Origin of the sequence: Pseudomonas sp. P1.8, from assembly GCF_001269805.1 — a bacterium.
Classification (GTDB): domain Bacteria; phylum Pseudomonadota; class Gammaproteobacteria; order Pseudomonadales; family Pseudomonadaceae; genus Aquipseudomonas.
In genome coordinates this window covers 477,770-496,295 of sequence record NZ_LHVM01000007.1, presented here as the reverse complement: position 1 = coordinate 496,295, position 18,526 = coordinate 477,770, and the positions used below count along the sequence as shown (strand labels likewise).

The following is an 18,526-nucleotide window of genomic DNA, read 5'->3' as shown; positions in this document are numbered from 1 at the left end:
TAGGAGCTGGCTTGCCAGCGATTGGCCGGCACCTTCAACCATGATGTCGGCTGACACGCCGCTATCGCTGGCAAGCCAGCTCCTACAAGGGTGCTGTGTATTTCTGTCAACGGGGACGACCCCGGTGCCTTTCGAAAAACTGCGGGACGGCCCGCATCCCAAGTCGAGGCTGATGCGCTATCGCCTCCGGGGGTTATGCCATGTTCGAAAAAGTCCTGATTGCCAACCGTGGCGCCATCGCCTGCCGCATCCTGCGCACCTTGCGCGAACTGCATGTGCAGGGTGTTGCCGTGTACTCCGAAGCCGATGCCGCCAGCCTGCATATCCTGCAAGCCGACGAAGCCCACAGCCTCGGTAAAGGCGCGGCGGCCGGCACTTATCTGGCGGTCGACAAGATCCTCACCATCGCCAAGTCCAGCGGTGCTACCGCGATCCATCCTGGCTACGGTTTTCTCTCGGAGAACGCCGCGTTCGCCGAAGCCTGCGAAGCCGCCGGGATTGCCTTCATCGGCCCAACGCCTGAGCAACTGCGTGTGTTCGGCCTCAAGCACACCGCCCGCGCCTTGGCCAAGCAACACGGCGTGCCGATGCTCGAAGGCACCGAGTTGCTCGACAGCCTCGATGCGGCCCTGATAGCCGGTGAACAGGTCGGTTACCCGGTGATGCTCAAGAGCACCGCCGGCGGCGGCGGCATTGGCATGCGCGTGTGCCGCAGCGCAGCCGAGTTGAGCGAGTCCTTCGAAGCGGTCAAACGTCTGGGCCAGAACAACTTCAGCGACGCGGGCGTGTTCATCGAGAAGTACATCCAGCGTGCTCGTCACCTGGAAGTTCAGGTGTTCGGTGACGGCCGTGGCGAGGTGATTGCCCTCGGCGTGCGCGACTGTTCGGTACAGCGCCGCAACCAGAAAGTCCTCGAAGAAACCCCGGCACCGAATCTGCCCGACGGCATGGCCGAGGCACTGTGCGCGGCGGCCATCAAACTCGCCAAAGCGGTGAATTATCGCAGTGCAGGCACCGTCGAATTTGTGTTCGATAGTGAGGCACAGCGCTTCTATTTTCTGGAAGTGAACACCCGGTTGCAGGTGGAGCACGGCGTTACTGAACAGGTCTGGGGCGTCGATCTGGTGCGCTGGATGGTGCAATTGGCCGCTGGTGATCTGCCACCGCTGTGCAAGTTGGTTGAGGCGTTGAAACCGGAGGGGCATGCGATTCAGGCGCGGCTGTATGCGGAAGATCCGGGCCGGGATTTTCAGCCGAGCCCGGGATTGCTCACTGCCGTGAACTTTCCAGCGGCCAATGGCATTCAGCTGCGTATCGACACCTGGGTCGAGGCTGGCTGCGAGATCCCGCCCTACTTCGATCCGATGATCGCCAAGGTGATCAGTTGGGCGCCGACTCGGGAACAGGCTCGCGCCGATCTGCATCAAGCCCTCGGCGACATCCAACTGTATGGCGTCGAAACCAACCGCGATTACCTGCGGCAAATTCTGCTGGATGCGCCGTTCGCCAGCGGCCAGCCGTGGACCCGTTGCCTGGAAGGCCTGGTGTATCAGGCCAACACCTTCGAGGTGATCAGCTCAGGCACCCAGACCAGCGTTCAGGACTACCCTGGCCGCCTCGGTTACTGGGCAGTCGGTGTGCCGCCATCAGGGCCGATGGACAGCCGCGCACTGCGTCTGGGCAATCGCTTGCTGGGCAACGACGAAGGCGCTGCGGCGCTGGAAATCACCATGAGCGGGCCGATGCTGCGCTTCAATTGCGCTGCGGTCGTGGCCGTAACCGGCGCCGCTATTCCTCTGACCTTGAATGGCGAAACCGTGCCGATGAACACCGCGCTGCTGGTTGAATCGGGGGCAACGTTGAGCCTCGGTACGATTGCCGGTGCCGGTGCCCGCAGCTACCTGTGCCTGCGCGGTGGCCTGCAAGTACCGGATTACCTGGGCAGCAAAAGCACCTTCACCCTCGGCCAGTTCGGCGGTCATGGCGGACGCGCCTTGCGTGCTGGCGACGTGTTGCATGTACCGGCCTTGAGTGACCACAGCGTCGGTCAGCAACTGGCTGAAGAGCAGCTCGCCGAGCTACCGGCGGTGCGGCAGATTCGAGTGATCTACGGCCCCCACGGCGCGCCGGAGTACTTCACTGAAAACTACATCGGCACCTTCTTCGCCACCCAGTGGGAAGTGCATTTCAACTCCAGCCGCACCGGTGTGCGCCTGATCGGGCCGAAGCCGGAATGGGTGCGTGCCGATGGCGGTGAAGCGGGCTTGCACCCGTCGAATATTCACGACAATCCGTATGCAATCGGTGCCGTGGATTTTACCGGCGACATGCCGGTGATCCTTGGGCCGGACGGCCCGAGCCTTGGCGGGTTCGTGTGCCCGGTGACGGTGATCGAAGCGGATCTTTGGCAGTTGGGGCAACTCAAGGCCGGGGACAAAGTGCAGTTCTCACCGATCGACCTCAAGACTGCCCGAAGCCTCGCCTTGAAATGGGATGCCCCTTGTAGGAGCCGGCTTGCTGGCGATGGGGCCCTGGCAGAAACCGCTACAAGTTCATCGCCAGCAAGCCGGCTCCTACAGGGGATTGTGTCGCCTGTGGTGTTGGATATCGGTCAGGACGATACGCGGCTGGTTGCAAGACTCTCAGGCGATACTCATCTACTGCTTGAGATAGGCGCACCCGAACTCGATCTGGTTTTGCGTTTCCGCGCCCACGCCCTTATGCAAGCCCTGGAAAGTAAAACCCTGCACGGCGTGATCGACCTCACGCCTGGCATTCGTTCGCTGCAAATCCATTACCAGCCTGAGCAACTGTCGCTCTGCGACCTGCTCGGTATCGTCGCAGGCGAATGGGATGCCGTGTGCGCCGCCAAGGACCTGCAAGTACCGTCGCGCATCGTGCATCTGCCGCTGTCCTGGGACGATCCGGCGTGCCAGTTGGCCATCGAGAAATACATGACCACCGTGCGCAAGGACGCGCCGTGGTGCCCGAGTAATCTGGAATTCATCCGCCGCATCAACGACCTGCCGAACCTCGATGAAGTGCAGCGCACGGTGTTCGATGCCAGCTACCTGGTGATGGGACTGGGCGACGTCTACCTCGGCGCACCGGTCGCCACCCCGCTGGACCCGCGCCATCGTCTGGTCACCACCAAGTACAACCCGGCCCGCACCTGGACCGCCGAGAACTCGGTGGGCATCGGTGGCGCCTACATGTGCGTGTACGGCATGGAAGGCCCCGGCGGGTATCAGTTTGTCGGCCGCACCTTGCAGATGTGGAACCGCTACCGCGAAGTCGCTGCGTTCGATGGCAAACCATGGCTGCTACGCTTTTTCGACCAGATCCGTTTCTACCCGGTGAGTGCCGATGAACTGCTGCGCATCCGCCGCGACTTCCCCCTCGGCCGCTTCGATTTGAACATCGAGCACAGCCAGTTGAACCTGGCGGATTACCAGGCGTTTCTGGCGAAAGAGGCCGGCGGCATCGAGGCGTTTCGCAAGCAGCAACAAGGTGCGTTCAACGCCGAACGCGAGCGCTGGATTGCCAGCGGCCAGGCGCATTTCGAGAGTGAGGAAGCCGCCCCGGAGCCAACCGAAGACGCGCCGCTGGGCAACGGCCAACTGAGCATAGACAGCCACATCGCCGGCAACCTCTGGCAGGTGCAGGTAGAGGCCGGCAGCCGGGTCGAGGCCGGCGATGTGCTGGTGATCCTGGAGTCGATGAAGATGGAAATCCCCCTGCTCGCCCCGATGGCCGGCGTGGTGCGCGAGATTCGCGTGCAACCCGGTTCGGCGGTGCGCGCCGGACAGCGCGTCGCAGTGCTGGAACTCGACTGAAGCCATTTTGATAAGGACTGACACCATGAACATCAATCTGCAACTCGACGCCCTGCGCTGCGCTTACCGCGACGGCAGCACCACGCCCCGGCAACTGCTGCTGCACCTTAGGGATAAAGCCGCGGCGCTGAACCCGGACTATCACCTGTTCATCCACTTGCTCAGTGTCGAAGAACTGGAACCCTACCTCGCCGCCCTCGATGGCCGCGACATCGACAGCCTGCCGCTGTACGGCGTGCCGTTCGCGATCAAGGACAACATCGACCTGGCGGGCATTCCAACCACGGCGGCGTGCCCGGCGTTCGCCTATGTTCCGGAACGTTCGGCCACCATTGTCGAGCAACTGCTGGCGCTGGGCGCAATCCCGTTGGGCAAGACCAATCTCGACCAATTCGCCACAGGCCTCAATGGCAGCCGTTCGCCTTATGGCGCCTGCCCGAATAGTGTGTTGCCGGAGTATCCATCGGGCGGTTCCAGCGCCGGTTCTTCGCTGGCAGTGTCGCTTGGCGTGGCGAGTTTTTCGCTAGGCACCGACACCGCTGGCTCCGGACGCGTGCCGGCAGCGCTGAACAATCTGGTAGGCATGAAAGCCACCAAGGGACTGATCTCCACCGCCGGGGTGGTCCCGGCCTGTCGCACCCTCGATTGTGTGACCACGTTTACCGCGACGGCTCGGGAGGCCAGTCAGCTGCTGTCGCTCACAGCACGCCTCGACCCTCGGGACGCGTATAGTCGCAATAATCCTTCGTGGAATGACGGCTCGGCGTTCGGTGCTCCACGCCCGTTCCGCTTCGGCGTACCGCGTGCGCAGGACCTTGAGTTCTTCGGCTGCCCTGAAGGCCCGCTGCTGTTCGGTGATGCCATCGATCGGCTCAAGGCGTTAGGCGGTGAAGCGGTGGAACTGGACCTGTCGCCATTTTTGGAAGCGGCGCGCCTGCTCTATGAAGGCCCATGGGTTGCCGAACGCTACAGCGTGGCGGGTGAACTGATGGAGCGAAATCCCGAAGCCGTGCTGCCAGTGATCCGCGCCGTTCTGGCCCAGGCCCCCGCCGTCAACGGCGTGCAAACCTTCCGCGCCCAATACCGGCTGCAAGCACTCAAAGCCGTGTGTGATAAAGCGCTGGAGGGTCTCGATTGCGTCGTCACGCCGACCATTGGCCGTCCCGTCACCCTGGCCGAACTCGACGCTGAACCCGTGCTGCGCAACTCGGAACTGGGTTACTACACCAACTTCATGAACCTGCTCGACTACGCCGCGATCGCCGTACCAAGCGGTTTCATGGGCAACGGTTTGCCGTGGGGCGTGACACTGTTTGGTCGTGCTTTCACCGATCAGTACTTGTTGAGCGTGGCCGATGGCTTGCAGCGCCAGGACGCTTTGGCGACACCAGCCTTGACGGCCGTGGCGCGCCATGATCGGGCGCGGCTGGTGGTTTGCGGCGCACACCTGGACGGCTTGGCGCTGAACTGGCAGCTCAAGCAGCGTGGCGCCCGGTTGTTGGAAACGACACTTAGCTCGCCTGACTATCAGCTCTACGCATTGGCCGGCGGCCCACCGTTTCGTCCTGGAATGGTTCGTGTGAAGGACGGTGGCGTGGCGATTAGCGTGGAAGTCTGGGAGTTGCCGAGCACGGAGTTGGGCTCATTCCTGACCGGGATTGCTGCACCGCTGGGGCTGGGCAAAGTGCAACTGGCGGACGGTCGCTGGGAAAGCGGGTTTATCTGTGAGGCCTATGGCTTGGAGGGCGCGACCCAAATCAGCCATCTGGGCGGATGGCGGGCTTACCTGAAAACACTGGCATAAACGCGCTTGCCAGGGGCTGCCGCAGGCTGCGATCTTTTGGTCTTGAACTTAAAGATCAAAAGATCGCAGCCTGCGGCAGCTCCTACAGAGTTATGTGATGACGCAACCACTGGAACGACTATTCGCGGCGCACATGGAGCAGTTTTTTCCCCGCAGTGCCATTAGAATGCGACCATCGGATGACTGCCAATGGAACTGCCATGCCGCTTCGCTCGCCGCTGTATTCTCAACGTTCGTTGGTCTTCACGCTGGTTGCGTTGCTGGGCGCAGGCTATCTTGCTACTTCCTTTCTCAGTTACTACGCCTCGCGGGCGTCGATCCGCGACAGCATCGTCAATACCGAATTGCCACTGACATCCGACACGGTCTACTCGGAAATCCAGAAAGACCTTGTCAGACCGATCCTGATTTCCTCGATGATGTCCCGCGACACCTTCATGCGTGACTGGGTCGTCAACGGTGAAAAAGACTCCGACCAGATGACCCGCTACCTCAACGAGGTCATGACCCATTACGGGGCCTACACCGCGTTCTTCATTTCCAACACCAGCCTGACCTACTATCACGCCAAGGGTGTGCTCAAACAGGTCAAGGTCTCCGAACCCCGCGACGCCTGGTACTTTCGCGTGCGCGACATGAACGATCCCTACGAGATCAACGTCGACCCGGACCTTGCCAACAAGGACAACCTGACCTTCTTCATCAACTACAAGGTCTACGACTACAACGACCGATTCATCGGCGCGGCGGGCGTCGGTCTGACCGTGGATGCGGTGATCAAGCTGATCGACAAGTACCAGCAGCGTTATCAACGCAGCGTGTTCTTCGTCGACAATTTCGGGCGCCTGGTGCTCACAGGTGCCGAAGGCGGGCCGCAAGGTGCGCACATCGGGCAGAAACTCAGCGAGCTCGACAGCATGAAAGACCTGCTCGGCCGGCTGCCAAAGCCCCATAGCGGCAGCTACGAATATTCGGTCCAGGGCCAGGGGCATTTCCTCAATGTGCGCTACATTCCCGAGCTCAATTGGTACTTGTTCGTCGATAAACGTGAAGACGGCGCGCTCACTGAAATCCGCCAGTCGCTGTACCTCAACCTGCTGATCTGCCTGCTGGTCACGCTGAGCGTGCTGGTGCTGCTCAACCGGGTAATCAGACGTTATCAGGACAAGATCCAGACCCAGGCGACCCTCGACAGCCTGACCGAGCTGCCCAACCGTCGGGGTTTCGACCTGCTGGCCGCTCAGGCCATGCACGAAGCCCAACGCGAACCCCTGCCGCTGACCGCTCTATTGCTCGACCTGGACCACTTCAAGGCGTTGAACGACACCTACGGTCACCTGGCCGGCGATCAGGTGCTGATCGGTTTTGCCCGGGATCTGGAAAGTTGCCTTCGGCACTCCGACATCGTCTGCCGCTGGGGCGGTGAAGAGTTCATCGTGTTGCTCAAGGACACCGACGCTGAGACCGGTCGGATGATCGCCGAGAAAATTCGTCGGCACGTGGAACAACAGCGCTATGCCTACAACGATCAGACCCTGCAAGTGACCGTCAGCATCGGTCTCACCACCCTGCTGTCCGATGACACCTTGCACAGCCTGCTGTCGCGGGCGGATCATGCGATGTACCGGGCCAAACAAAGTGGCCGTAACCGCACCTGTATGGAAATGCCTCACCTCGATCATGAACCCGCCTGACCTCTGCCCAGCCTGTGGCGCCGCCAACGATTGCACCCTGGCCGATCCGCGAACCGCCGACCGCACCTGCTGGTGCTACAGCGTCACTATCGACCCGGCGGTGCTCCAGTCGTTGCCGACCGAACTGCGCAATGCTTCCTGCCTGTGCCCGCGTTGCGCCGAAGTCGAGGCGCAGTTGCAAGCGGCGGCGCAGCCATTGAAGTAAGATGCGCGCCCCTTACTTCAATGATCATTCGTTCATGCGCGTCGACCGTTTCCTCAGCAACCTGCCGTGCTTCAACCGCAAGCAGGTGCGCCTGTTGCTGGTGGAAAAACGCGTGCGGGTTGACGGAAAAATCGTCAGCGACCCGCACAGCGAAGTTCGCGAATTCAGCCGTATCGAAGTCGACAATGATGTGCTTCAAGTGGGCAAACCCCTGCGCCATTTCATGCTGCACAAGCCTGCCGGTTGCGTCAGCGCCACCCGTGACCCGCAGCACCCGACCGTGCTCGATTTGATCGATGAGCCGAACAAGGACGACCTGCACATCGCCGGACGCCTGGATTTCAACACCACCGGGCTGATGCTGATCACCAACGACGGCAGTTGGTCGCGACGCCTGACCCAACCAAAGACCCAATTGCCGAAGGTCTATTACGTCGAAACCGAACAGGACATCGGCGCCGAATACGCCATCACATTCAGTGAAGGCCTGTACTTCGCCTTCGAAGACCTCACCACCCTACCTGCCGGACTAGAGCTGCTCGGACCAAAGTGTGCACGCCTGAGCATCGTCGAAGGCCGTTATCACCAGGTCAAGCGCATGTTCGGTCATTTCGACAACAAGGTGCTGCGCCTGCACCGAGAACGCATGGGCCCCCTGGTGCTCGACGACGCGTTGAAACCGGGCGAATACCGTCCATTGAGCGATGAAGAGATCGGATTGATCTAAGCAATCGACCGCTCAGCAGAAGTTGTCGAACAATTTACCAACGGCACTTGCACATTGATGTGACCCCTGCTTGAATCAGGACGTCGGCCGAAATGTGACCGACGAGTCACCCCATACTTCTAAGAAACTTTTTGCCGGTAGGAACCCTTGGGTTCCGGCCTCATCCGGCAGACTGCCCGCCAATAACAATACCCGTCGACCGGACTGCAGTGGATCGACATGGGCCTCTCAAATTCCAGGCGTATGCCTACCTGTCACAAAGCTCGTGCAATCTCATTTGCGCGCATACACGCTTGCCAGGAGTCTTATGACATGAGGCCAGAAATCGCTGTGCTGGATATACAGGGTCAGTACCGGGTTTACACGGAGTTCTATCGCGCAGACGCCGCAGAGAAGACCATCATCCTGGTCAACGGCTCGATGGCCACGACTGCGTCGTTTGCACAAACCGTGAAAAACCTCTATCCGCAGTTCAACGTGGTCTGCTACGACCAGCCCTACGCGGGCAGGTCAAAAGCCCACAACCTGCATGAAAAAATGCTCACCAAGGAAATCGAAGGGCAGATCCTCCTGGAGCTGATCGACCACTTCGCCGCCGAACACGTGCTGTCGTTTTCCTGGGGTGGCGCGGCAACCATGATGGCGCTGTCGCAAAGGCCACGGCGTATCGAAAAAGCCGTGATCAGCTCGTTCTCTCCGGTGATCAACGCGCACATGCTCGATTACCTCGAGCGCGGCGTCGACTACCTCGGCAGCCGCGATGGGGACCGGGTCGGGCACCTGGTGAACGACACCATCGGTAAACACTTGCCGTCGTTGTTCAAACGCTTCAACTACCGCCACGTCAGCTCCCTCGCCGAGCACGAGTACGGGCAGATGCACTTCCACATCAACGACGTGCTGCACAGCGATCGCCAGTGCTACTTGAACGCGGCGAAGAAGATCGACGTGCCGGTGCTGTTCCTCAACGGTGAATGGGACGAATACACCGCCGCAGATGACGCCCGACTGTTCGCCGGCCACGTGCAACACAGCACCTTCAGCACCCTCCAGGCCACCGGGCACTTTCTCGACATGGAGCACAAAGCCGCCTGCCGGGACAGCCGCAACGCACTGATGGGGTTCCTGAAACCGGCGCAGAATGAAAGCCGACCGCGTTACCACTACGTCCAGGACCACCATGCATTGTCCATCTGAAACAGCGTCATCGCGAGCAAGCTCCGCGCTACAGTGTTGATTCCATTCCTGTAGCCGAGGCTTGCCCGCGAACGACCGCTACCGGTCTTTGCCTGGCTTCATCTGCGCTAAACCCGTCTGGCGCAAAGAAAAACTTCATTTCCCCGCGCACATCTGGTACAAAGTCACCGCTCTGAGCGGGTGTCGTATAATGGCATTACTCCAGCTTCCCAAGCTGATAACGAGGGTTCGATTCCCTTCACCCGCTCCAATCGAATTTTAGTCTCACGTCAAGAGGGTTTTGACGGGGATGTAGACACAAAAAAACCGGTCCTTGTGGCCGGTTTTTTTGTGCTTGAAATTCGGGCCCCACGCTTCAGCAAAACCCCGCAATACACCAGGCCGATCATTTCAGGCTTGTCCAAGGCCCAGCCCACAACGGCCCCCTAGGCTTGATACCAATCCCTTAACCGCCGAATCAGGAAGCTTCGGTGGTTATAGTGTTGATTACAGAAAAACAGTAGGTATAGCAACCACAAGCACACCACAAGGAGGTGATGTGAACAGCCGATTTTTGATAAGCCAACTCGTTGCGGACGGCGGGTATCTGGTACGAATCAGAGGCCGCCATCACCACTTCAAGCACCCGACCAAACCGGGGCTGGTGACTGTCCCTCATCCAAAGAAAGATCTGCTGAAGAAAACGGCCATCAGTATTTTGCAACAGGCGCTGCTCCAGGAGCCGATGCGCCAGGTCCGCGGAGGACAAACAACATGCTTTACCCGATTGCGATTTCAATGGGCGATGACAAGCACGCCTGGGGCGTTGAAGTCCCCGACATTGCGGGCTGCTTTTCCGCCGGGGAAGATCTGGATGACGCGATGGCCATGGCGCGGGAAGCCATTGAAGGCCATTTCGAAATTCTGGCCGAAGACGGTTCGCCCATTCCACCAGCCAATAAAGTGACCTTGCATGCAGCCAACCCAAAATACGCCGGGTGTGCGTGGGCGCTGGTCGACATCGACGTCACCAAATATCTGGGCAAGGCCCAGAAGCTGAACATCACATTGCCGGGTTACCTGCTCAACCGTATTGATGAGTACGTGTTGCACCATCCGGAAGAAAAAAGCCGTTCGGGTTTTTTGGCCTCGGCGGCATTGAAAGTGTTGCAGCAGAGTTGAAGACCTTGCTTGAGCGATGAATGAACCGGCCCGAGTGGCCGGTTTTTTTTGGGGTGGGCATTTGTGGAACGTCCACCTGGACCGATATCAAGGGCCCCATTTTTGAAGGCGCGTACCAAGTCTCTTCGAAAAAGCAATGTCCTACACGACACAGGGAATTGTCCGTAGACTTGCGCATTGCTGTGCCTTTGTCATGAGCCCTATAGTCCGAGCGCGCCCCAATGGCGTATCGGGTTTGGCGACTCGATGGCAAAGCACAGGAACCTCCGAGCCCTCTACGTCAACACCACCCAGCCACTGCACTCCCTCCTCAGCACAGCCGGTTATAGAATCGGCGCCGTGACACAGGTGCTCGAAAATCTCGCGATGCGCGGTGAAATCAGCACTGACTCGGTGATCCTCAGCGACTTCGCATTGTTGTGCTGCAAACCGTTGCGCGATGGCTGCGATGAGCTGGATGTGATCGCTCGGCGCATGGATGCAGAGCCATCCTGACGCGACCTTGTGGCGAGGAACCTTGTTTCTTCGCCACACAATGTCGGGGTACCTTTTCGCCTCAGCGAGTCGCGACGATGAACAACCGAGGAAACGGCAACAGCACCGAACCATCGGTTAATGCCGGATAAGCCTGCTCAATCGCCGTTTGATACTGCTTGAGATACTGCACCCTTTGCGCCTCATCCAGCGGTTCGAGAAACGGGCGCAACCCACTGCCCTTGAACCACTCAACCACGCCGGCTGCACCGTCCGCGAGTGGATGATGGTAGGTGGTGCGCCACACATCGACGCGCGCGCAGCAGGCTTTGAGCATCGAGTAATAAATACCGGCGTCGGCCATTTCGGTTCGTTGCCCGGCGACTTTTGCCAATTTGCTGGCCCATGGGCCGTCAGCCGCAACCTCGCGCATCAACCGGTGCGAAGGTTGTTGGAGGTTGTCGGGCATCTGGATCGCCAGACTGCCCCCGGGCGCGAGCTTGCTCACCAGTGAAGGCAACAACGTGGCGTGATCGGGCACCCACTGCAACACTGCGTTGGCAAAAATCACGTCGAACGGACCTGATTCGCTCCAGGTATCGATGTCGGCGAGATCGAACTTCACCTGCGGCAGACGCTTGCGGGCCGCCTCGATCATGTCGCTCGAACTGTCCAGCCCGCGCACCGTCGCGCCGGTGAAACGTTCCACCAGCAACTGCGTCGAGTTACCGGGGCCACAACCGATATCGACGGCCGAGCGCACATCAGCAGCGGGGATCGCCGCCAGCAGGTCACGGGCCGGACGGGTGCGTTCATCTTCAAAAGCGACGTATTGTTTGGCGGACCAGGTCATTGCGTTCTCCTGTCAGTGCGTTGTCGGAACGTGGACCGACAACCGGTTCACTACGATAGCGCGATGGTCACTGCCAGTGGTTCAGAACTCCGCTTTTTCAGTTACGCGTCAATCACTGCCGAATTTTCATCTCCCCCCCGATGTCTGAATTTCAGGTTCATCCCCAATAAGGAAAACGGCCATGAAATTCGCAAAAGTCGCACAGAAACTCGCCCTATGGACCGGTAGCCCTAAAACGTTTCTGGGGGCGATTGTCCTGATTTTTTTGTGGGGATTGAGCGGGCCGATTTTTCATTTCAACGATACGTGGCAGCTGATCATTAATACCTCGACCACCATCATCACCTTTCTGATGGTGTTCCTGATCCAGAACACGCAGAACCGCGACACGGACATTCTGCATTTGAAGGTCGATGAATTGCTGCGGGTGACCAAGGAAGCGCAGAACGCAATGCTTGGGCTTGAAGCGCTGGACCTCAAGGAGTTGGAAGCGCTGAGAAAGCAATATCGGACCCTCGGCGAAGGCCAGACCATTTCGCTGGACGGTACCGTTGTCGAAGAAAAAGGTAAGTCCGGGTTGAAAGACTGCTGATAAAAAGCGCAGGTGACCGTCGTCACCTGCGCAACTCAAGCCTTAGCGACTGGCTTGCAGTGTCCGGGCCATTTGCAGATGGTTTTGCAGCTTGGGCAGGGTCTCTTCGGCAAACGCCTTGATCTGCGGCACGTCGGTGGTCTGCGCCGTCTGCTCCAGCTGTTCGATAGCTTGCTCGGTGGTTTTCACCTGACTGGCAGCATAAGCCTCATCGAAACTGGCGCCCTCCAGGACTTCTGGCATCAACGCCTTGGCTTTTTCGACGACCTCTTCTCGCGGTGCCACCGGCAGGTCCAGTTGTTTGGCGATTTTTGCCAGGTGCTGATTGGCGGTGGTGCGGTCGTTGATCACGACAATGGTGTAGTCCTTGACCTCTTTGGATTCGGACTTCTGGTGCGCCAGGCGGCTGGCTTCGATGTCCGCCATACCTTGGGCCGACGCATCGTTGATGAACTCGGCGGGCGACTGGGCGCACGCACTGCTGGCGTACAGGCCCAACAACGTGACAAAACTGACATTACGCAATCGGGTGGCCATCCGGTTCATGGTCGCGCCCTCCTCTTCAAATTCAAACGGGAGCTTTCGCCCCCGCTTCTCAATCAAAACAACCTTCATCCACTAGCGAGACTTTTGCCCGCCTTGTCCGCCTTTGCGGCCCATGTCGGGTTTTTCTTTGTCGACAGTCGTGGTGGTCGTTTTCCCACCTTTGCGACCGGCTTCAGACGCCTTCGTTCGATCGTTGGCGAAGTTTCCCGAGTTCGAGTTTCTTGAGTTAGGCATGATTCTCTTCCTCTTGGTATTGATCGCGGCGAGCTGTAGCCCGCATAGAATCTGAATTTTTGCCATCCAAAAGGTTTAGAAAAGCTGAAATCGTCACGACGAACGGTGACGATGTTTTCAGACGAGCCGCAGGTGCTGCTCACGCTTGGCGGTGTACATGGCCTCGTCAGCGTGCCGGAACAGCTGCTTCTCTTCAGTGCCGTGATCCGGATATTGAGCGACCCCGATACTGGGCTGGATGCACAGGCTATGACCGTCCAGCCGTAGGGGTTGAACCAGCACCTGACGGATTTTTCCGACCACGATGTCCGTATCTTCCGGAGCGTGGATGCTGTGCAGCAACACCACGAATTCATCGCCGCCAATGCGCGCCACGGTGTCGGTTTCCCGCACGCAGCCCTTGAGGCGGTTGGCCACCGCTTGCAGCAGCATGTCGCCGACCGCGTGGCCGTGGGTATCGTTGACCTGTTTGAAGCGGTCGAGATCGACATACAACAATGCCAGGCGCCCATTCGTTTCCTGGGCGATCTCCAATGACGCCTTGAGGCGGTCGCGCAGCAGCTCACGATTGGGCAGTTGCGTCAGTTGGTCGTACTGGGCCATATGCTGCAGACGTGTATGCAATTGTTTGCGCTCGATCGCGGTGGCGACCTGGGCACAGACATATTGCAGTAGTTCCATGTCTTGCTCGGTGTAACGCTCCCCGCCCGGTATGCTTTTGACGATCAGCGCACCGATGGTGCCCTTTTGCGAGTTCAGCGGAACGCCCAGCCAGCAGGGCGCGTCATGAGCGCTCATGAGCGCTTCAAAACCAGGTGCAATCTGGTCTGGCGTCAACAGAATCGGCTGGCCCGAGCGAATGACTTCAGCACACAAGCGCCCGGTCAGCGTTCCCGGCTGCCCGGGTTGTGGCTCCTGGTCATCGACGTGATAGGGGAAATTCAGCTGCGCGCAGTGCTCGTCATACAGCGCCACGGAAAAATTCAGCGCCGGCAGCCATTCGCCAATGATCATGTGGATGCGTTTGAACAGCGCCAGCAGGTCTTCAGCCGCATGGGCCGCTTCGGAAATGGCATACAGTGCCGCTTGCCGGGATTCGGCCTGTTTGCGTTCGGTGATGTCGCGCGCCACGGCGATACGCAACTGGTCGACTTCCGACCAACGCGCCGACCAGAGGATGTGCACCACCCGACCGTCCTTGCGCATATAGCGATTCTCGAAATTGAGCTTTGGCTCGCCGCCCATGATTTCCCGCGCAGCATCGAGAGTACGTTGGCGGTCGGCCGGGTGCACCAGATCGATCATGGACTGGCCAATCAACTCGTCGGGGCAGTAGCCGAAAATGCGTTCGCAGGCCGCGCTGACAAAGACGAAGCGGCCCTGTTTATCCACCGCGCAAACGGCGTCCAGCAACAGATCGATGTAGCTCGCCAGCGGCGCAGAGTTTCTGGTTGCCATGGTACCGAGAGCGCTTCCGGACAATGTAGCAATCAAATCCGTCCCTGACCGCTCAGGCGCCCCTGCGCTGACGGTATGACTGTCGCCTCCCTGCGATCAGTGTCAAGCCTTGTTCGCCACCAACCCTGGCAACGCATGTGCCAGTGCATTGATGGCGAAACCGATGAACATTACCCCGCACAGTCGGGTGATTGCCAGTTCATGGCGTTGGTACAAGGTACGTACCCGCTGGGCACCGACGATGCCGATGAGGATAGCGTAGGCGATAAGACCGCCCAGGAAACTGAGGACGATCAGCCACGGCAACATCGACCAGGTCAGCAACTCGGCGCGACTCGACAATAACGCGGTGAACGTGGCCACCGCCACCGGATAAGCCTTCGGGTTGGTCAGACCGAACAGGATGCCGTGCCAGAACGGCTGACGCGCCGGGCCCTGCGGTGCTTCGCTGCCACTGCGCTGCGCCCGTACAGCGCGCCAACCCAGCCAGAACAGATAGAGCCCGCTGAGTACGCCGAGCACATCGAACGCGGTGCTGCCGACTTCCCGTGCACCGACAATAGCCACCAGCGCAGTGCTGCACCAGACCACATCGCCCAGCAAATGCCCGCAAAGAAACCCTGCACCGGCCCGACGTCCATGCGCTGCGCCAATGCCGAAAACTGCCAATACACCGGGCCCCGGGGTTATGCCGTAAATAAAACCCGAGGCGAGCACAGCCATGAGTAGCGAGGGGGTCATCGGGGCTCCTTTTTATACGCGGTGTTGAATGCTCGCCAGTCTATCCCAGGTCTTTGGCTCTGGACTGCCAGATTGCCGAAGAAACACATCAAGGTTCAATCCCTTGCACGATCTGCTGTTTCAACCAGTTCAACGCCTGATCTCCACCCCGCCGCGTGTGCCACACCAGGACAAACGTGAACGACGGTATCTGAAACGGCGGCGGCACGACGACCAACGTCGACTCATCGATATCACGCAGGGCACGGGAGGCGACAGTCAGGATCAGGTCGGTGCCGCTGATGAGCTCCGGGGCGACACGCCAGTGCGGCAGGCTGACTGCCACTCGACGGCGTTCGCGCAGACTGGTCAGGGCGCGTTCGATTTCCGGCGTGCCGCTGCCACGCATTTCCAACAGGACATGGGGACGACGCAAATAGGTGGGCAAATCGAGGATGCCGCTGTCGGACAGGCTGTTGTGGTCGACCAGGCAGGCGTAGTGCTCTTCGAACAGCGGTGTGCTGCGTAACTCGTTCGGTAACTCTGGAAATACCGCGGCGGCGATATCGATTTCACCGTTGACCACGCCTTCGAGCATGCCTTCGCGGCTGGCGTGGCTGATTTGCAGGTCGATGCCTGGCGCTTCGCGGCGCAAGGTGCGGATCAATCCCGGCAGAACAATGGCCGCGCCGTAATCGGACATGGCCAAGCGAAAGGTGCGCTTGGCGGTGGCCGGATCGAAGGCATTCGGTGCCAGCAAGGATTGCACCTGGGCCAACGCTTGCGAAAGTGGCGCGACCAACTCCAATGCGCGCGCAGTAGGCACCAGAGTCGCGCCCGCGCGGACCAGCAACGGATCACCCAGCAGATCGCGCAAACGCGCCAAGGCATGGCTGACTGCCGGTTGACTCAAATGCAAGCGCTCGGCGGCGCGGGTGACGTGTTGCTCGCTGAGCAAGGCGTCCAGGATCACCAGCAAGTTGAGGTCGATGCAGCGCAGATCATTCATTTCATGCATGTTCTGAATAGCAAAACGGAATTTAAATCTGCGCGACGAATACTCTAGAGTCCAGCAAAACCTGTTGGAGGATGAACATGAGTACGTTGCACTGGGCTGGCCTTTTACTGCTGGCCGCATTCGCCGGGGCGGTGGTGCCGTTTCAGAGTGCGATCAATGTCAACCTTGGCCGCGGATTGGGTCATCCGTTGTGGGCTACCCTCGCTTCACTCGTGGTGAGCATTCTGGTGCTGTTGCCGATCATGTTGGCGTTGCGTTTGCCGTTGCCGTCACTGGCATTTATCAGCAAGGCGCCGTTGTGGATATGGGCCGGTGGCGCGTTCGGGGCGTGTTTTATTTCATTGGCGCTGGTGCTGCTGCCCAGGCTCGGGGCTTCGGGGTTCATGGCATTGGCACTCGCGGGGCAAGTGGTGGCGTCGATGTTACTCGACCACTTTGGCTGGTTTGGATTGGTGGAACGGCACGTGACATTACCCAAGGTGTTTGGAGCGGTGTTGTTGATTGTGGGGGTGGTGTTGATTCAGTTTGGTGATGCGGTGGGGAAAGCAGTGGTAGCGACTTCTTGAAGATCAAAAGATCGCAGCCTCCAGCAGCTCCTACGGGGATGCGTGGTCCCTGTAGGAGCTGCCGAAGGCTGCGATTTTTTAAAACTTGTCGAGGGTGCGCAGCTTCTGCGGCAACCCCCACATCAGCAGCGCCACGGCGATCAGCGCACACACACCAATCACATACAGCGCCGGCGTAGTGCTGCCGGTCAGGTCCTTGATCCGTCCGACCATGACCGGGCTGACGATACCGCCGAACTGGCCCAACGTGTTGATCACCGCGATCCCGCCCGCGGCACCTGCGCCAGCACCGGCCAGCAGTTTTGGCGGCAAGGTCCAGAAGCTCGGGATGGAGGCGATAATGCCGGCACCTAGCAAGCCCAGGGCGACGATCAGAAAGGTCGTGTGATCGGCAAAGATCCCGGCGCAGAAGAAGCCAATCGCACCCACGGCCACCAGACCTGCAACGAATTTGCGCCGCTCACCCGTCGCGTCGGACAACCGTCCGATAACCACCATGCTGATGGCGCCACAGATGTACGGAATGGCCGTCAGCAGACCAATCATCACCGGGCTCTCGGTACCTGCACTGCGGATCAATTGCGGGGCCCAGAAATTCAGTCCATAGGACGCAACCTGAATCAGAAAGTAGATCAGCCCCAGTGTCAGAAACCCCGGAATCCGCAGCGCCGCAAGCAGTGAGCCGCCACTCTTGTGCGGTTCGGGATGAGCGATACGGCTGGCCAGCAGCGTCTTCTCCGACGGCGTCAACCAATGGGCGTCTTCGATGCGGTCCTTGAGCAAGGTCAGCACCAGCAAACCGAGGCCGATGCACGGCACACCGCCGAGCAGGAACAGCCAATGCCAGCCACGCATTTGCAGCACACCGTCGAGGTGTTGCAGCACCAGACCGGAGAACGGCGCCCCCACCAGACCGGCAAACGCCGACGACAGAAACAGCATCGACGTGATGCGACCGCGGTAGTGTTGCGGAAACCAGAGCGTCAGGTAATACAGCACGCCCGGCGCAAAACCCGCTTCCATCGCGCCAATCACGAAGCGCAGGGCATAGAACTGCCATTCGCTGTTGACGAAGACCATCAGTGCCGTGGCCAGGCCCCAGGACATCATGATCCGGGCGATCCAGCGACGGGCGCCGACCTTGTACAGCATCATGTTGCTTGGCACTTCGAAAATCACGTAACCGACCACGAACAACCCGGCACCGAGGCCGTAAGCGGTGTCGCTCAGGCTCAGGTCGGTTTGTAGCTGAAACTTGGCGAAGCTGATGTTGATTCGGTCGAAAAACGCGAACAGGTAACAGACCATGATCAAGGGCATCAATCGCCAGGCGACTTTGCTGACCAGGGCTTTTTCTTCGTCGTGGCTAACGGACGGGCTCGCGCTCGCCTCCAGTGCATTCAGGCTCATTGTGGTTCTCCAGGCGGACTTCCCATGGGGG

At 59.6% G+C, this 18,526-nt stretch carries 17 protein-coding genes, 1 tRNA gene and 1 pseudogene; 12 read left to right on the top strand and 7 right to left on the bottom strand.

The window, feature by feature from the left end; translation table 11 throughout:
* Window positions 1-200 precede the first annotated feature (200 nt).
* From uca to AD668_RS06045, 10 genes and pseudogenes are all read left to right on the top strand, one after another.
* Window positions 201-3,836, top strand: a complete 3,636-nt coding sequence (uca, locus tag AD668_RS06085) for an urea carboxylase (protein WP_053155709.1) — start codon at window positions 201-203, stop codon at window positions 3,834-3,836.
* A 25-nt stretch (window positions 3,837-3,861) separates the two neighbouring features.
* Window positions 3,862-5,640, top strand: coding sequence for an allophanate hydrolase (gene atzF, locus AD668_RS06080; protein WP_053155707.1), 1,779 nt, complete (start codon window positions 3,862-3,864; stop codon window positions 5,638-5,640).
* A 200-nt stretch (window positions 5,641-5,840) separates the two neighbouring features.
* Window positions 5,841-7,334, top strand: a complete 1,494-nt coding sequence (locus AD668_RS06075; protein ID WP_053155704.1) for a sensor domain-containing diguanylate cyclase — start codon at window positions 5,841-5,843, stop codon at window positions 7,332-7,334.
* Window positions 7,321-7,539 carry a cysteine-rich CWC family protein gene (locus tag AD668_RS06070; RefSeq protein WP_053155702.1) on the top strand — a complete coding sequence of 73 codons (219 nt, stop codon included), beginning with the start codon at window positions 7,321-7,323 and terminating at the stop codon, window positions 7,537-7,539. Before AD668_RS06075 ends, AD668_RS06070 begins: the two co-directional genes overlap by 14 nt.
* A 34-nt stretch (window positions 7,540-7,573) precedes the next feature.
* Entirely contained in the window at window positions 7,574-8,266 is a 693-nt protein-coding gene (locus AD668_RS06065) for a pseudouridine synthase (RefSeq protein WP_053156057.1), read from the top strand.
* A 312-nt stretch (window positions 8,267-8,578) separates the two neighbouring features.
* Window positions 8,579-9,463 carry an alpha/beta fold hydrolase gene (locus AD668_RS06060; protein ID WP_053155700.1) on the top strand — a complete coding sequence of 295 codons (885 nt, stop codon included), beginning with the start codon at window positions 8,579-8,581 and terminating at the stop codon, window positions 9,461-9,463.
* Window positions 9,464-9,639: 176 nt separating this feature from the next.
* Window positions 9,640-9,713 (top strand) — tRNA-Gly (locus tag AD668_RS06055).
* A 288-nt stretch (window positions 9,714-10,001) separates the two neighbouring features.
* Window positions 10,002-10,178: pseudogene (locus AD668_RS28585) on the top strand (type II toxin-antitoxin system HicA family toxin); the annotation flags it as partial.
* Between the two features lie 38 nt (window positions 10,179-10,216).
* A complete protein-coding gene (locus tag AD668_RS06050; RefSeq protein ID WP_053155698.1) occupies window positions 10,217-10,624 on the top strand; it encodes a type II toxin-antitoxin system HicB family antitoxin in 408 nt (135 codons plus the stop codon).
* A gap of 246 nt (window positions 10,625-10,870) precedes the next feature.
* Window positions 10,871-11,119, top strand: a complete 249-nt coding sequence (locus AD668_RS06045; RefSeq protein WP_053155696.1) for a hypothetical protein — start codon at window positions 10,871-10,873, stop codon at window positions 11,117-11,119.
* 61 nt (window positions 11,120-11,180) lie between these two features.
* Here AD668_RS06045 and tam read toward each other — a convergent pair whose 3' ends face one another.
* Window positions 11,181-11,951, bottom strand: a complete 771-nt coding sequence (gene tam / locus AD668_RS06040; RefSeq protein WP_053155694.1) for a trans-aconitate 2-methyltransferase — start codon at window positions 11,949-11,951, stop codon at window positions 11,181-11,183.
* A gap of 181 nt (window positions 11,952-12,132) precedes the next feature.
* Here tam and AD668_RS06035 point away from each other — a divergent pair, with 181 nt between their 5' ends.
* Window positions 12,133-12,543, top strand: a complete 411-nt coding sequence (locus tag AD668_RS06035; protein WP_053155692.1) for a low affinity iron permease family protein — start codon at window positions 12,133-12,135, stop codon at window positions 12,541-12,543.
* Between the two features lie 42 nt (window positions 12,544-12,585).
* On the opposite strand, the gene AD668_RS06030 is transcribed toward AD668_RS06035, so the two are convergent.
* The 5 genes from AD668_RS06030 to AD668_RS06015 all read right to left on the bottom strand — a co-directional run bounded on the left by AD668_RS06030 (window position 12,586) and on the right by AD668_RS06015 (window position 16,519).
* Window positions 12,586-13,089 carry a DUF4142 domain-containing protein gene (locus AD668_RS06030; protein ID WP_053155690.1) on the bottom strand — a complete coding sequence of 168 codons (504 nt, stop codon included), beginning with the start codon at window positions 13,087-13,089 and terminating at the stop codon, window positions 12,586-12,588.
* A 72-nt stretch (window positions 13,090-13,161) separates the two neighbouring features.
* A complete protein-coding gene (locus AD668_RS28580) occupies window positions 13,162-13,323 on the bottom strand; it encodes a KGG domain-containing protein (protein WP_082344429.1) in 162 nt (53 codons plus the stop codon).
* 117 nt (window positions 13,324-13,440) lie between these two features.
* Window positions 13,441-14,781, bottom strand: coding sequence for a GGDEF domain-containing protein (locus AD668_RS06025; RefSeq protein WP_053155688.1), 1,341 nt, complete (start codon window positions 14,779-14,781; stop codon window positions 13,441-13,443).
* Window positions 14,782-14,883: 102 nt separating this feature from the next.
* Window positions 14,884-15,522: a LysE family translocator gene (locus AD668_RS06020; protein WP_053155686.1), complete on the bottom strand. Its 639-nt coding sequence runs from the start codon at window positions 15,520-15,522 to the stop codon at window positions 14,884-14,886.
* A gap of 88 nt (window positions 15,523-15,610) precedes the next feature.
* A complete protein-coding gene (locus AD668_RS06015) occupies window positions 15,611-16,519 on the bottom strand; it encodes a LysR family transcriptional regulator (protein WP_053155684.1) in 909 nt (302 codons plus the stop codon).
* A gap of 77 nt (window positions 16,520-16,596) precedes the next feature.
* Here AD668_RS06015 and AD668_RS06010 point away from each other — a divergent pair, with 77 nt between their 5' ends.
* The gene (locus tag AD668_RS06010; RefSeq protein WP_053155682.1) at window positions 16,597-17,085 is read left to right on the top strand and encodes a DMT family transporter; all 489 of its coding nucleotides are present in this window, start codon (window positions 16,597-16,599) and stop codon (window positions 17,083-17,085) included.
* Between the two features lie 78 nt (window positions 17,086-17,163).
* On the opposite strand, the gene AD668_RS06005 is transcribed toward AD668_RS06010, so the two are convergent.
* On the bottom strand, window positions 17,164-18,495 hold the full coding sequence (locus AD668_RS06005) for an MFS transporter (protein WP_053155680.1): 1,332 nt from the start codon (window positions 18,493-18,495) through the stop codon (window positions 17,164-17,166).
* Window positions 18,496-18,526: the final 31 nt, after the last annotated feature.